Annotated in this window: 13 protein-coding genes and 1 pseudogene; 6 read left to right on the forward strand and 8 right to left on the reverse strand. The window is 63.6% G+C overall.

Features of this window, described 5'->3' with window-relative positions; all coding sequences use genetic code 11:
* Window positions 1–71 precede the first annotated feature (71 nt).
* The 4 genes from ilvC to AC1Z3V_RS29335 all read right to left on the reverse strand — a co-directional run bounded on the left by ilvC (window position 72) and on the right by AC1Z3V_RS29335 (window position 3,671).
* Window positions 72–1,118 carry a ketol-acid reductoisomerase gene (gene ilvC, locus AC1Z3V_RS29320; protein WP_429807659.1) on the reverse strand — a complete coding sequence of 349 codons (1,047 nt, stop codon included), beginning with the start codon at window positions 1,116–1,118 and terminating at the stop codon, window positions 72–74.
* 155 nt (window positions 1,119–1,273) lie between these two features.
* On the reverse strand, window positions 1,274–1,921 hold the full coding sequence (locus tag AC1Z3V_RS29325) for a TetR/AcrR family transcriptional regulator C-terminal domain-containing protein (RefSeq protein WP_429806803.1): 648 nt from the start codon (window positions 1,919–1,921) through the stop codon (window positions 1,274–1,276).
* 354 nt (window positions 1,922–2,275) lie between these two features.
* On the reverse strand, window positions 2,276–2,689 hold the full coding sequence (locus tag AC1Z3V_RS29330) for a hypothetical protein (RefSeq protein WP_483503349.1): 414 nt from the start codon (window positions 2,687–2,689) through the stop codon (window positions 2,276–2,278).
* Window positions 2,690–2,822: 133 nt separating this feature from the next.
* Window positions 2,823–3,671, reverse strand: a complete 849-nt coding sequence (locus AC1Z3V_RS29335) for a LysR family transcriptional regulator (protein WP_483503351.1) — start codon at window positions 3,669–3,671, stop codon at window positions 2,823–2,825.
* 99 nt (window positions 3,672–3,770) lie between these two features.
* Here AC1Z3V_RS29335 and AC1Z3V_RS29340 point away from each other — a divergent pair, with 99 nt between their 5' ends.
* The 5 genes from AC1Z3V_RS29340 to AC1Z3V_RS29360 all read left to right on the forward strand — a co-directional run bounded on the left by AC1Z3V_RS29340 (window position 3,771) and on the right by AC1Z3V_RS29360 (window position 9,113).
* Window positions 3,771–4,388 carry an isochorismatase family protein gene (locus tag AC1Z3V_RS29340; RefSeq protein ID WP_483503353.1) on the forward strand — a complete coding sequence of 206 codons (618 nt, stop codon included), beginning with the start codon at window positions 3,771–3,773 and terminating at the stop codon, window positions 4,386–4,388.
* 167 nt (window positions 4,389–4,555) lie between these two features.
* On the forward strand, window positions 4,556–5,911 hold the full coding sequence (locus tag AC1Z3V_RS29345; RefSeq protein ID WP_483503355.1) for an efflux RND transporter periplasmic adaptor subunit: 1,356 nt from the start codon (window positions 4,556–4,558) through the stop codon (window positions 5,909–5,911).
* Window positions 5,912–5,922: 11 nt separating this feature from the next.
* Window positions 5,923–7,866: a MacB family efflux pump subunit gene (locus AC1Z3V_RS29350; RefSeq protein WP_483503357.1), complete on the forward strand. Its 1,944-nt coding sequence runs from the start codon at window positions 5,923–5,925 to the stop codon at window positions 7,864–7,866.
* Window positions 7,856–8,365 (forward strand): hypothetical protein, encoded by a 510-nt coding sequence (locus tag AC1Z3V_RS29355; RefSeq protein ID WP_483503359.1) that lies wholly within the window; start codon window positions 7,856–7,858, stop codon window positions 8,363–8,365. The genes AC1Z3V_RS29350 and AC1Z3V_RS29355 overlap by 11 nt, the downstream gene beginning before the upstream one ends.
* 49 nt (window positions 8,366–8,414) lie before the next feature.
* Window positions 8,415–9,113, forward strand: coding sequence for a Type 1 glutamine amidotransferase-like domain-containing protein (locus tag AC1Z3V_RS29360; RefSeq protein WP_483503360.1), 699 nt, complete (start codon window positions 8,415–8,417; stop codon window positions 9,111–9,113).
* Between the two features lie 40 nt (window positions 9,114–9,153).
* On the opposite strand, the pseudogene AC1Z3V_RS29365 reads toward AC1Z3V_RS29360, so the two are convergent.
* The 3 genes and pseudogenes from AC1Z3V_RS29365 to AC1Z3V_RS29375 form a co-directional block, all read right to left on the reverse strand.
* Window positions 9,154–9,636, reverse strand: a pseudogene (locus AC1Z3V_RS29365) (IS630 family transposase); the annotation flags it as partial.
* 80 nt (window positions 9,637–9,716) lie between these two features.
* Complete coding sequence (gene ltrA / locus AC1Z3V_RS29370) at window positions 9,717–10,976, reverse strand: group II intron reverse transcriptase/maturase (RefSeq protein WP_483503362.1); 1,260 nt, start codon at window positions 10,974–10,976, stop codon at window positions 9,717–9,719.
* A gap of 638 nt (window positions 10,977–11,614) precedes the next feature.
* Window positions 11,615–11,974, reverse strand: a complete 360-nt coding sequence (locus AC1Z3V_RS29375) for a helix-turn-helix domain-containing protein (RefSeq protein WP_483503364.1) — start codon at window positions 11,972–11,974, stop codon at window positions 11,615–11,617.
* Between the two features lie 132 nt (window positions 11,975–12,106).
* Here AC1Z3V_RS29375 and AC1Z3V_RS29380 point away from each other — a divergent pair, with 132 nt between their 5' ends.
* Window positions 12,107–12,673, forward strand: a complete 567-nt coding sequence (locus AC1Z3V_RS29380; RefSeq protein ID WP_483503366.1) for a nucleotidyltransferase family protein — start codon at window positions 12,107–12,109, stop codon at window positions 12,671–12,673.
* Between the two features lie 45 nt (window positions 12,674–12,718).
* On the opposite strand, the gene AC1Z3V_RS29385 is transcribed toward AC1Z3V_RS29380, so the two are convergent.
* On the reverse strand, window positions 12,719–12,964 hold the full coding sequence (locus AC1Z3V_RS29385) for a YjiS-like domain-containing protein (RefSeq protein WP_429806787.1): 246 nt from the start codon (window positions 12,962–12,964) through the stop codon (window positions 12,719–12,721).
* Window positions 12,965–13,052: the final 88 nt, after the last annotated feature.

Consider the following 13,052-nt stretch of genomic DNA (forward strand, 5'->3'; position numbering starts at 1 on the left):
CTGGAACACCTCGCCAACGAAAAAAGCCGGAGCATTGCCCCGGCTTTCTTCATTCGACCGTTCGGTAAGGCTTAGTTCTTCGCCTTGTCGACCAGCTTGTTCTTGCCGATCCAGGGCATCATGCCGCGGAGCTTGGCACCGACTTCCTCGATCTGGTGAGCGTCGTTGACGCGGCGGATGCCCTTGAAGCGGGCGGCACCCGACTTGTATTCCTGCATCCACTCGGAGGTGAACTTGCCGGTCTGGATGTCCTTGAGGACGCGCTTCATCTCGGCCTTGGTTTCTTCGGTGATGATGCGCGGACCGGTGACGTATTCGCCCCACTCGGCCGTGTTCGAGATCGAGTAGTTCATGTTGGCGATGCCGCCTTCATAGATCAGGTCGACGATCAGCTTCACTTCATGCAGGCACTCGAAATAGGCCATTTCCGGAGCGTAGCCGGCTTCAACCAGCGTTTCGAAACCGGCGCGGATGAGTTCGACGAGACCGCCGCAGAGAACGACCTGTTCGCCGAAGAGGTCGGTCTCGCACTCTTCCTTGAAGTTGGTTTCAATGATGCCCGAACGGCCGCCGCCGACACCGCAGGCGTAGGAGAGCGCGAGGTCGAGGGCGTTGCCGGAGGCGTCCTGGTGAACGGCAACGAGGCAGGGAACGCCGCCGCCCTTCTGGTATTCGCCGCGAACCGTGTGGCCCGGGCCCTTCGGCGCGATCATGACGACGTCGACCGAAGCCTTCGGCTCGATCAGGCCGAAGTGAACGTTGAGACCGTGAGCAAACGCGATCGCAGCGCCGTCACGGATGTTGCCGGCGATGTCGGCCTTGTAGATTTCGGCCTGCAGTTCGTCCGGCGTCGCCATCATGATGAGGTCGGCCCACTTGGCGGCTTCCGCAACCGAGAGAACCGAGAGGCCGTCGGCCTCGACCTTGGCAGCCGTTGCCGAACCCGGCTTCAGCGCGATGCGGATTTCCTTGGCGCCGGAATCCTTGAGGTTCAGCGCATGGGCGCGGCCCTGGCTGCCATAGCCGACGATGGCGACCTTCTTCGACTTGATCAGGTTGATATCGGCATCACGATCGTAATAGACGCGCATTTTTGTGGTCCTTCCCGTTGTTGTCAGTTGTCTCCGCCATAGGGCGCCAGAACCGGGATCGGCTCAGACGCCCTACGGCAATTCCTGGTGCTGCAGCGGCCTTTGCGCTTCCTTCGAAGCGCGGCGCTGCAATTTCAGTGCTGCAGCGGCCTTTGCACTTCGTTCGAAGCGCGGCGCTGCAGTTACCTTTTCGTGCCGTAAAGCGCGAGGAAGGCTGAAACCGCCTGCTCCGCCTTGCGGCCAAAACCCTTTTTCATCTCGCCGGCCTCTTCGCCCAAGAGCATCTTCAGGTGCCAGTCGGAGACGATGAGCCCGTAGAGGGCGCCATAGGCCTCGTCGGCATCCTCGAAAGCGAGCAGCCCTGCCTTGCGGCCGGCCTCGAGCAAGGCCGCCGCACGGCGGCCGATCTGCCGGCGCCCGCGCTCCTGCAGCATATGGCCGAGCTTGGAGCCGTCGCGGCTTGCCTGGCCGATCGCCAGCCGGTTCAGCGCCAGCGACACGTCGCCGGCCAAAACCTCGAGCAGATCCTTGGCAAAGACGATCAGATGACGCTCAAGGCTCTCGGCATCGAGCGCCCTGGCGGCAACGTCCTGGGTGCGCACCTTGCTCGCCTGGAAGCCGATCATCGCCGAGATCAGCCCATCGCGATCGCCGAACCACTTGTAGAGGCTTTCCTTGGAGCAATTGGCCGCACGCGCGATGCCAGCGGTCGTCAGCGCCTTTTCGCCGCCGTCGACCAGAAGGCGCAATGCCTGCTCGAGAACGGCGCCCTGACGTTCCGTCAGCCCCTCCCCGGCATTCGCCTCCCTCATCGCCGCAGTCATCTGCACGTCGCCTCGCTCCCGATCAGTACCGTACGGTACGGTTCGCATTCTTCTAGTGAAGAGGCCTGGGAGCGTCAAGACGATTCTTACAAGGGGGCGAAATTTCGGCGGAGGTGGCGGGACAGTCTTGGTGCACGTCTGTTGCCGCCGCTTATCCCCTGCCGGGACCTTCTCCTCGTCGTCACGTTCCCTCGCCCCGCCTGCCGGGAGAGGGCTAGGGTGAGGGGCAAAGCCCACCACCACCTATGTCCTTAAATCGAAAAAGACGGATAGCACCGCACGCCGACAAGCGTGGTTCCGGTTACCTTCACCCCTGCACCCTGCCCCCGCAACGGCCACAACCCTGATCCAAACGCGGAACTATCCAGCAATCGCTGCCAAATTGGTCATCTGAACGCGCTGCGACGGCGACAGGATTTCAATTTCAGACGGCCGCTTCAACTTGACCTCATGCAGGTTCCAGAGCGTCAGAAGCAATGTCGTCACCGCGAAGAACGCCAGCGCTGTCAGGTGGATTTTGCCGATGCGGCGCGCGAAATGGGAACTAGCCTTGGCTTCGACGGCCAGCCCCGCGACTCTAAGCGCCCTGTTGTTTTCATTCAGATAGCGAGCTATGCGTCCGCTGGGACGATCGCCCACTTGGGACCGATCATCGTCGCTTAGCTCTGCGCTCAATCCAGAATACACGCCACTGAAGAGCAGGATCGCCAGCAGCACCCAGAACACCAGAAAAGACAGTGCAGCAAGCTGGCCGCTGGGGATGTTGGTGTCCATTGACGTGTCCGGGCTCACGGCAATTATCGCCTGTACGCCACAGGCGCTTCCTTTACCGCGCACATTCTCCCACTTGGCATAGAATTTTCAAGCCAATCCCGGAAGAGTTGCAGGGAGTGGCAAATCCAAGCGCCTACCTCCACCCGCGCACCGCCTCCTCGATAAAGGCGGCCACCGCGGCCACGCTCGGCACCCGCGCCCGTTCGGGATGCATCATCAGGTAAACCGGGCGCTCGGCCGTCGCACCCGGCTCGTCCGCCGCCTCGAAGCGAGCATCTCGCATCGCCGAAACCTCCGGCAGCATCAGCTCGGCGCCGAGCGAGAGCGCCGCCTCCATCAGGATCTCCAGCTTGTCGGCGGTCAGCGCCACGCGGGCGCCGGGGCGCAGCCGGTCCAGCGCCTGCATCTCCGGCACATGCGCGAGCGCCGGGCCGTAGCGCACGACCGGGCATGGGCCTTCCCCCTGCCCCTTCGGCCGGAACAAGCGGAAACGGAGCGTGCCGAGGCTCTTCACCCGCACGGTGTCTTCGCCGGTGCGCGCCATGCGGATGGCGATGTCGGCCTCGCGCCGTTCGATGCTCAGCATCTGGTTGTCGGCGATGAGATCGAGCGTCAGGCCGGGATGGCGCTGTTCCAGCCGGGCAAGCGATGGCGCCAGGATGGCGCTGAGCACGAAGCCGATGCTCGTCACCCGCACCTGGCCCTTCAGCTCCGCCGTCCGTCGCAGAAGCGTCGCGAGCGACAGCGACGCTTCCTCGGACATCGTCCGCAGCCGCTCGACCACCGGAGAAAGCACCGGCGTCGGCGTCAGCCGGCCGTCGATGCGGTCGAAGAGCGCCGCCCCCACCCGCCGCTCCAGCGCCGCCAGCCTTCGCGACACCGTCGTCTGGTCGACGCCGAGCGAACGCGCCGCCTGGCTCAGCGTCGCACCGCGGACCAGATGGTCCAGCAGTTCGAGATCTGCCCATGTCCCTGCATTCATGCAGATTTGCCTCCGAATATTTCGGCTCACTCTGCATCAGTGCAGTCGATAAGATCAAGCCCATCAACACCCCCGCTTCGAAAAGCAAGGAGCCTGACGATGACCGCTGCCACCCTTTCGCCCGCCCCCGCAACCCTCTTCACGCTCGCCGGCGTCACGCTTGCGCCGCCCCCGCTTGGCGAGGCGACGCTGGTCCTGATCGACTACCAGAACGAATATCTGGCCGGCCCCTTGCGTCTCGTCGACCCCGAAGCGGCGATCGAGAAGGCGCGGCAGCTTCTGGTCGCCGCTCGTGCTGCCGGCGCCAGGATCATCCACGTCGCCCATCGCGGTGCTGCCGGCGGCGTCTTCGACCGGGCTCAGCATCGCGGCGCGATCGTCGATGCGCTGGCGCCGCTGCCAAGCGAAACCGTCGTCGAGAAGCCGCGGCCCAACGCCTTCTCCGGCACCGATCTCTCGGAGATCGTCGGTCCGGCCGGAACGCCGGTCATCTTCGCCGGCTTCATGACGCACAATTGCGTCTCCTCGACCGCCCGCGCCGCCAAGGACCTCGGTTACGGCATCACGATCGCGGCCGATGCCTGCACCACCCGCGACCTTCCCTCGCCGACCGGAACCATTCCGGCGCGTGCCCTGCATGATGCCGAGCTCGCCGGCCTTGCCGATCACCACGGCGCCGTCGTCGATGTCGCCGCGTTGATCGCGCCGCGCGGCTGATCGGTCGTCGAAACCCCGGGCGCCCGCCGATCGTGGGCGCCCTTTGCCGCAGCGCAGAGGCGGAAGGTTACGGAAATATAATGATCTCAATGCTTTTCGCCGCGCCCAATCGCTTCTATTTTTGACCTATCCATTTTGGCATCGGCGATGCCGGTTAGGCGCAAGCGATGAGCAAGACAGCAAAGACGGCGCGAGCCGACACCACCCCCCGCGACGACGCGGCCCCCAACGTCACCTTCATTCCCGGTGCAGTGCAGAAGGCGAAGCGCAAGCGTCGCACGCGCTCCTGGCTGTGGCTGCCCGTCGCTCTCGCCGTCGCCGGCGCCGCCTATTACGGCTGGGTGCGCTACGGCGAGGAGCCGGCAGCGGCGGCGATGGTGACCGACGTGGTGACGCGCGGCGACATCGAAAACAGCGTCACCGCCGTCGGCACGCTCGATGCGGTCAACTCCGTCGATGCCGGTGCGCAGGTCTCCGGCCAGTTGAAGGCGCTGCATGTCGAGATCGGCGACAAGGTCACGCAGAATGAACTGGTCGCCGAGATCGACCCGGCGACGATCGAAAACCGCATCGAGATCGACCAGGCGGAGCTCGCCAACCTCCAGGCGCAGCTCATCTCCAAGAAGGCACAGCTCGTTCTGAAGCAGGCCAATATCGACCGCCAGCGCAATCTCGTCGAAGCGAAGAGCGTGGCGCAATCGACGCTCGACCAGGCGATCGCCGATCTCGCCGCGGCCGAAGCCGACGTCAACGCCATCGAGGCGCAGATCCGCAAGCAGCAGGCGACCCTTGCCGGCGACAAGGTCGATCTCGGCTACACCAAGATCTATGCGCCGATATCAGGCACCATCGTCGCCAACCCGGCCAAGGAAGGCCAGACGCTGAACGCCAACCAGACGACGCCGACCATCGTCACCATCGCCGACCTCTCGACCATGACGGTCAAGGCGCAGGTGTCGGAAGCCGATGTCACTCGGCTGAAGGTCGGCATGGACGCCTATTTCACGCTTCTCGGCCAGCCGGGAAAGCGCTTCGTCGGCAAGCTCCGGCAGATCCAGCCGATGCCCGACACCGCCAATAACGTCGTGCTCTATTACGCCCTCTTCGACGTCCCCAATCCCGACGGCGAGCTGATGATGTCGATGAGCGCGCAGGTGTTCTTCGTGCAGGCCGCCGCCAAGGACGTGCTGATCGTGCCGAGCGCCGCCTTGAACCGCCCGGCCAAGGGCACTGGCGATGCGGCGGGCCAGGGCGGCGGCCGACGTGACGGGCAGAGAAGCAGCCAAACGGATGGCGCGCGTGGTGAGGTCGGCAAAGCGCAGGTCACCGTCGTCACCGCCTCCGGCGCGCTCGAAACCCGCGACGTCGAAGTGGGTATCCGCAACCGTGTCAGCGCCGAGATCAGGAGCGGCCTCGAAGAGGGCGAGAAGATCGTCGTCAGCACCGGCACCGGCTCCGGCGGCAGCGGCAACGCCCGTGACGGCCGCAGCCTGCGCGGCATGCGCATGCCGCCGATGTTCTGAGGCTGCCGGCCATGTCCCCGCTCATCTCGCTCAAGCACGTCAGCAAGACCTATTTCAACGGCGATCTCGCCGTCGAGGTCCTGCACGGCATCTCGCTCGATATCGAGGCGGGCGAGTTCGTGGCGATCGTCGGCCAGTCCGGCTCCGGCAAATCGACGCTGATGAACATTCTCGGCTGCCTCGACCAGCCGACCGGCGGCGACTATCTGATCGACGGCGAAAGCGTCGCCGACCTCGACACCGACGAGCTGGCGGCGCTGCGCCGCCGCACCTTCGGCTTCGTCTTCCAGAGCTACAACCTCATTCCCACGGCCAGCGCCAAGGAAAACGTCGAGGTGCCGGCCGTCTATACCGGCATGTCGGCGCGCGACCGGCACGATCGCGCCGAGGCGCTGCTTGAAGCGCTGAAGCTTGGCGAGCGGCTCGACCACCGGCCGAACCAGCTCTCCGGCGGCCAGCAGCAGCGTGTTTCGATCGCCCGCGCGCTGATGAACGGCGGCCGCGTGATCCTTGCCGACGAGCCGACCGGCGCGCTCGACAGCCAGAGCGGCTCGGACGTGATGGCGCTCTTGCGCGACATGAACGGCCAGGGCCATACGGTTATCGTCATCACCCACTCGCGCGAGGTCGCCGAGCAGGCCGACCGGCTGATCGAGATCCATGACGGCCGCATCGTCGCCGACCGCGCCAAGAAGAGCCGCAGCAACGCCGAAGGTGCTGCCGCCCTTGCCCGCCATGTCAGCGAGGGTTCGGCGGCGATCGCCGATGTCACCGAAGCGGTGAAGATGGCGCTTCGGGCGCTGAAGGCCAATCTCTTCCGCACCATCCTGACGCTGCTCGGCATCGTCATCGGCGTCGGCTCGGTCGTCGCCATGCTGGCGATCGGCACCGGCGCGCAGGATTCGGTCCTCAGCCGCATTTCCTCCATGGGCTCGGACCTCCTGGTGGTGCGCCCGAGCATGGCGAATTTCCGCGGCAGCGCCGGCGGCAGCAACGTCACGCTCGTTCCGGCCGATGCCGATGCGATCCTCGAAGTGCCGAACGTCGCCTTCGCCGTGCCGGAGATGACCAGCAGCGTCACGCTCCGCCGCGGCAATGTCGACTATCAGACGACCGCTAATGGCACCGTGCCGCAGTTCACGACGGCGAAATCCTGGAAGATGGCCAAGGGCGAGTTCATCAACCAGAACGACATGGACACCTATGCGCCGGTCGCCGTCCTCGGCCAGACGGTGGTGAAAACGCTCTTTCCCGATGGCGACAACCCGATCGGGCAATATGTGCTGGTCAACAAGATCCCCTTCCAGGTCATCGGCGTGATGGCGGAAATGGGCGCCACCGCCTTCGGCACCGACCAGGACGACGTCGTGCTGGTGCCTTTGACCACCGGCAGCATCCGCCTCTTCGGCCAGCGCAACGTGCGCACCATCACCGTGCAGGTGAAGGACGGCTCGGCGATCGACATCACCCAGCAGACGATCCAGGCGCTGCTCGATAAGCGCCACAAGCGTCAGGACACGCAGATCACCAACATGTCCTCCGTGCGCGAGGCCTTCACCGAGACCTCGAACACGATGAAACTGTTCCTCGGCTCCGTCGCGGCGATCTCGCTCTTGGTCGGCGGCATCGGCGTCATGAACATCATGCTGGTCTCGGTCAGCGAACGCACCCGCGAGATCGGCGTGCGCATGGCGACCGGCGCCCGCCAGCGCGACATCCTCCTGCAGTTCATCATCGAGGCGCTGGTCGTCTCGGCGATCGGCGGCACGCTCGGCGTTCTCCTCGGGCTCGGCACCGGGGCGCTTGCCGGCCAGTTCGGCATGCCCGTCGCCTTCACCCTCGGCCCGGTGGCGCTCGCCTTCGCCTGCGCCTTCCTGACCGGCCTCGTCTTCGGCTTCCTGCCCGCCCGCAACGCCTCACGGCTGCAGCCGGCGGTGGCGTTGAGTGCGGATTGAGGCGTGGCGCAATGCCGCCCGCCGGCTGATGGACAAAGCGCACACCAAAACCCAAGATCGCAGAGGTACAACTTGGGGAGGATTCGCGATGTGGCGAGCATTTGCCGTCGTTTACGGCTTCAGCTTCATTCTCGGCATGGTCGTGATCGCCAATCTCCTGCTCGCCCATGCGGAACGGCAGCTGGCGCTTGCTTTTGCGGCCCTTATTTGCGCCGGCGTGGTCATAGCGTTCCTGACCACGATCGGGCTCCTCGGCTACGCCTTCGACCTGAACGTCCCTCCTCCCGCCCTCTGGCGCCCGTTCGGCTGGTTCCTCGGCGTCTGGCTTGTCGGCCTGTCGCTGATCGGCGTCGTGAACTTCATGCCTCAGCCGGGAAGCAAAGAGGGGGGCATCGGTCTCATCTGGTTATTGCCGGTATTTGTCGTCAATTATTTCAGCTGGCTCGGCATCTGGCGCTATGGCCGCCGCGCGACGCTACATCCCTCCCCGGCAGGCTGACGGGTTGCCGGCCTCCGACTACGAACCATTCGCCAGCAGGGGAGACAAAATGCTCAATCTCGTCCTCTATAGCGACCAGATCGTCCCCGCCTGCGCGGCGATCGACCGCAGGCTCGTGGAGATGTTGGCGGCAAGCGGTGCTGGAAAGCGCATCGCCTATGTCGCCTCCGGCCCGGAGCCGGATCGCGGCTTCTTCCTTGCCGCCCAAACCTACTACGGCCGATACGGCCTCGACCTTGCGCTGTTCTTCGATCTCGATCAGCCGCGCTCGGCTGAAGACATCGCCGCACTCTTCGCCTCGGATGCCATTCACCTCGCCGGCGGCCATACCGGCGGATTTCTCGAACGGCTGAAGCGAAGCGGCATGCTCGGGCCGCTCCGCGACTGGGCGCTGTCCGGCGGCATCCTCATCGGCGTCAGCGCCGGCGCCATCCTCATGGCTCCGACGATCGCGACCGATGCGCTCTTCATCGGTCTGAGACCCGAGGACCTATCGGATGGCGGCGCGCTCGACCTCGTGCCCTTCGCGTTCTTCCCGCATCTCAACGACGACGACACTTACCTTCCCGCGCTTCTCCGCTACAGCACGCATACGCCGAGGCCGATCGTTGCCTGCAATGACGGCGACGGCATCGTTGTGACCGGCGGGCGGATCGAGTGCATCGGGCGCCCACTCTGGATCGCCGGGGGAACCGTGCGTGCGCCGGGCGAGATCGCGTTCGACCGTTTCGCGATTTTGCAGATCTGACCGCACCCATCCCGTTGCGCGTCGCTAGAGCATGCTGCTTTCATTCGGAAGCATAGTTTCTGAGATAATTGGCGCATTCGGCTGGCGAGAAGGTGTCGAGCAATTCACCGGCCTTGCGCCATGTTGCCTCGACGGTCCGTGGGGCTGCTTTCCTGATGAGATGCTTGAGTTTGGCAAAGACCTGCTCGATGGGATTGAGGTCGGGGCTGTAGGGCGGCAGGAAGAAGAGGTGCGCCCCTGCGGCCCTGACGGCGCGACGGACGGCTTGTCCCTTGTGGCTGCCGAGATTGTCGAGGACGACGATGTCGCCCTTGGCGAGCGTGGGCACGAGGACCTTCTTGACATAGAGGGTGAAGAGCTCGCCGTTGATCGGCCCGTCGATGACCCAAGGCGCATCGATACGGTCGCAGCGCAAGGCGGCGATGAAGGTCAGGGTTTTCCAGTGGCCGTGTGGGACCGGCGCAGCGAGCCGCCGGCCGCGCGGCGCCCAGCCCCTGAGCGCCGCCATATTCGTCTTGATCCAGGGGTGAGTAGGCCGGAGGAGTTTCACCTGCCGGCCTCTCGCAGAACGGTGCGTGAACCTCTCGATTCACACCGCTCCCATCAGGTAAACGTGTTCGTTCCGAACGCCTGCCAGTGTACGAAGAGATCCCGTCTATCTCGGGCAAGTTGCCGCAGGAACTGCGAAGCCCGAGTTTTGTGGAACCGAAAGCGCTTGTACTTTCGCATGATCCAGGCCTTGAGCTTCCGATTGACATAGTCAGCCAGAGAGAACAGGGCCGAACGACTGAAGCGCCCATAATAGGCAATCCACCCCCGGAGGAGCGGATTGATCTGTTTGGCGATTTCAGCCAGCGTCCCCGGCGTTTGCCGCGGAATGTTCAAGCTCTTGATCGTGGCCCGCATCGATTTTAGCGCCGCCGGGCTGGCCGCTGGGGTGAAGCCGCAGAAGAACTCGTTCCGCTGTGACGTCGCCACCTGTCGCGGCCGGAACTGGTATCCAAGGAAGTCAAATTTGACAGCCGGATACATCGCTCGACGCCGATTATCTTTGCAGTAGACGATCTGGGTCTTGGTCGGATGCATCTCAAGTCCACATGCTGCCAGCCGGGCTTGAAGCTGGGCCTTGAGGCCCTCTGCTTCTTGCTCGCTCCGGCAGTGCACCAGACCATCGTCCGCATACCGACACCATGGAAGATCCGGATGTGTCCGGGTCATCCAGACGTCAAACGCATAATGCAGGAAGAGATTCGACAAGATCGGGCTAACCACGCCCCCTTGCGGGGTACCGCGCGTTCGCTCAATGACTTCTCCGTTCTTTTCCATAGGCGCGGCCAGCCATCTTTCGATGTAGAGCAGAGCCCAGTTGCATTTGACGTGCTTTCTGACCGCCTTTAGCAAGAGATCATGCGGAAGATTGTCAAACAGCCCTTTGATGTCGAATTCCAGAACCCAATCGTACTTCCAGCACCGCTGACGCGTCACCCCAACGGCATCCAGAGCCGATTTTCCCGGCCTGTACCCGTAGGAGTCCGGAAGAAAGAGGGAATCCAAATCCGGCTCAATCATCTGCTTGATCACCGTCTGCGCGATCCGATCGCTGACCGTCGGCACACCCAAAACCCTTTCCCCTCCAGTCTTCTTCGGAATGGAGACGGCGCGCACCGGCGGCGGAAAGTAAGTCCCCGAAGACATCCGATTCCAGATCTTGTAGAGGTTTCCTGCAAGGTCTTTCTCGAACATCTCCAAGGTCTCACCGTCCACCCCGGCTGCGCCACGGTTGGTTTTGACCGCTTTGTAAGCCTCATACACTCGCCGTTTCTCAATTCGAAACGGCTTGTCTGTCGTACCTATCGAAGTCATCCTGTTTCCAGTTGTTCCAAGCAATACGACCACCTGATCCGATCCCTTTGCTCCGGCCCCATTACAGAGCCCTCAACGCTCATACGGATCGGTCCGCCCCAGTCTCCTGCATCGGTACTCTCGCCTTGCGGTTTGCTCCGCTTGGGCTTCTCCCTTGGCATCAGGAGCCTGGTTCCTGCAGTTCCGCGTGAATGCCTGTGTCCGACTCACGCCCCCTCTACGCCGGTCGCCGCCCGCCCTGTCATCAGGCATCTGGCGGACTTGTCCCAGGATGATGAAACGGTCCTGGTTTCGACGACGCTTAAATTCATAACGACGCGTCTTCGGAGGGTTCACTTTCGTTCGTCTTTCGGACACCCACCTGCTCGGATCTCGTCCGAACTTTTCATCCGACGCTCACCACCACGGCTCTTTACCGCAGCAGCTCGGACTGGTTTGAGACCCGCTCCTGAAAGCCGATCCCGGGGGGCCGTCCCCCATCATTCACGCAGCTTTACGCTACGGTCTTAGTTCATGTTGAACTCCTTCCGCTGCTCTGCAGCACACTTTCATCGAGAAAGACCAGCCGACGGGCTTCGATCCGATGCTGGTGGGTCTTCCATCGCAGCCGCTTGCGGGCAATGTCCACTCGCGTTTGCTCAGCCGGCAGAACTGTTTTTTTTGAAGCTCAGGCCTTCGGCTCGAACAAAGACCCAAACCGCTCGACGGTCGGTCTTGATGCCACGTTCGGCCAATTCCGCCACCAATCCCCGTGTCGTAAACGGCCCGGATTGACAGCGTTCACGCAACCAGTCCGCCCGCTCGCCCGACAGGGTGCGCTTCTTGCGTCCGCCGACACGGCCGGGCTCAAGAGAGCCGGTCTCGGCAAGACGCCGCTTCCATTTTGAAACGCAGGAGGGAGCAATCGAAAGCGCGGCCGCGATCGACCGCGTCGTCTCCCCGCTACGCAATCGGGCCAGCGCCCGCTCCCGCAGGTCCTCGGAATAAGCTCGCGTCATCCATGCCGGCCATCCTCCCGGCATGGACAGGGAATCACATCCCAACTGATTTGCGAATCCCCGATTCCGGAAAAATGCAGCACGCTCTAAACCCGCCCCTGCCTCGAAAGTGCCATTCGATGAGCCAGCGCGTTGACCTGCATCATCGTCCGCAAGAGCCCTCTCTTGTCTCCGATCCTCGGGAATTGGAACCGGATTGCCCTGCCGGACGCCTGGCTGGTGGCCGGGGCAATCGCGCAGACCGTCTGGAACCATGCGTTCGGCTTTCCACCCGCTTACGGCATCAACGACATCGACATCGTCTATCTCGACGGCGCCGATCTTTCCGAGGATGCGGAGGCGGCGCATGCGACCCGGATCAGAAATTTATTCGCCGATTTGCCTGTCTCGATCGACGTCAAGAACGAGGCGCGCGTTCACCTCTGGTACGAGGAGAAGTTCGGCAGCCCGATCAAGCCCTATGCTTCGATCGAAGAGGCGATCGCGACATTCCCGACCACGGCCACTGCGGTCGGCATTCGCCCGGCCGGAGACGGGCTCGATATTTGCGCACCCTTCGGCCTTGGCGACCTGTTGGCCCCCATCGTGCGGGCCAACAGGAGACAGATCACACGCGAGATATACGAGCGGAAGGTCAACCGCTGGAGCGCTTTTTGGCCGGGCCTCCGGATCGAGGGCTGGGATATGACGGCGGATTGAACCGAGACTGCGACGCGTTTCGCCGGCGGCATTCGTCTCGCGGTCTCAAGCGGCGAAACGGCCGCCGATGCCGATATCCGCCGCCCGCGCGGCACCCGCGTGGCGTGGCGCGACCGCTCTTTTCCGCACCGGCAGCGGCGCTAAGGCGACGTTGCGCCTGCCCAGTTGCGCCTCTCCCGCGGTGATGCCGATGTCGGCGAGGCGCTCCGCGTCGAGTTCACGCAACTGCTGCAACTGCCGGTACCGCGACCGCGGCGAGGCGACGAGATAGAGACCGATTTCCCTGAACATGTCGAATACCCATGTCTTGTTCCTGATTATGGGCACAGTCTGCGCCTCGACATTCCACAAATGAAGGTTAGCATTCCTATTCAATGCA

It is taken from the genome of Ensifer sp. 38_S197 (genome assembly GCF_056924495.1).

What these genes read in the sequence shown, in the direction of transcription:
- AC1Z3V_RS29330 (WP_483503349.1), bottom strand. Translation starts at nt 2,689, where the DNA reads ATGGACACCAACATCCCCAGCGGCCAGCTTGCTGCACTGTCTTTTCTG.
- AC1Z3V_RS29335 (WP_483503351.1), bottom strand. Translation starts at nt 3,671, where the DNA reads ATGAATGCAGGGACATGGGCAGATCTCGAACTGCTGGACCATCTGGTC.
- AC1Z3V_RS29340 (WP_483503353.1), top strand. Translation starts at nt 3,771, where the DNA reads ATGACCGCTGCCACCCTTTCGCCCGCCCCCGCAACCCTCTTCACGCTC.
- AC1Z3V_RS29345 (WP_483503355.1), top strand. Translation starts at nt 4,556, where the DNA reads ATGAGCAAGACAGCAAAGACGGCGCGAGCCGACACCACCCCCCGCGAC.
- AC1Z3V_RS29350 (WP_483503357.1), top strand. Translation starts at nt 5,923, where the DNA reads ATGTCCCCGCTCATCTCGCTCAAGCACGTCAGCAAGACCTATTTCAAC.
- AC1Z3V_RS29360 (WP_483503360.1), top strand. Translation starts at nt 8,415, where the DNA reads ATGCTCAATCTCGTCCTCTATAGCGACCAGATCGTCCCCGCCTGCGCG.
- ltrA (WP_483503362.1), bottom strand. Translation starts at nt 10,976, where the DNA reads ATGACTTCGATAGGTACGACAGACAAGCCGTTTCGAATTGAGAAACGG.
- AC1Z3V_RS29375 (WP_483503364.1), bottom strand. Translation starts at nt 11,974, where the DNA reads ATGACGCGAGCTTATTCCGAGGACCTGCGGGAGCGGGCGCTGGCCCGA.
- AC1Z3V_RS29385 (WP_429806787.1), bottom strand. Translation starts at nt 12,964, where the DNA reads ATGTTCAGGGAAATCGGTCTCTATCTCGTCGCCTCGCCGCGGTCGCGG.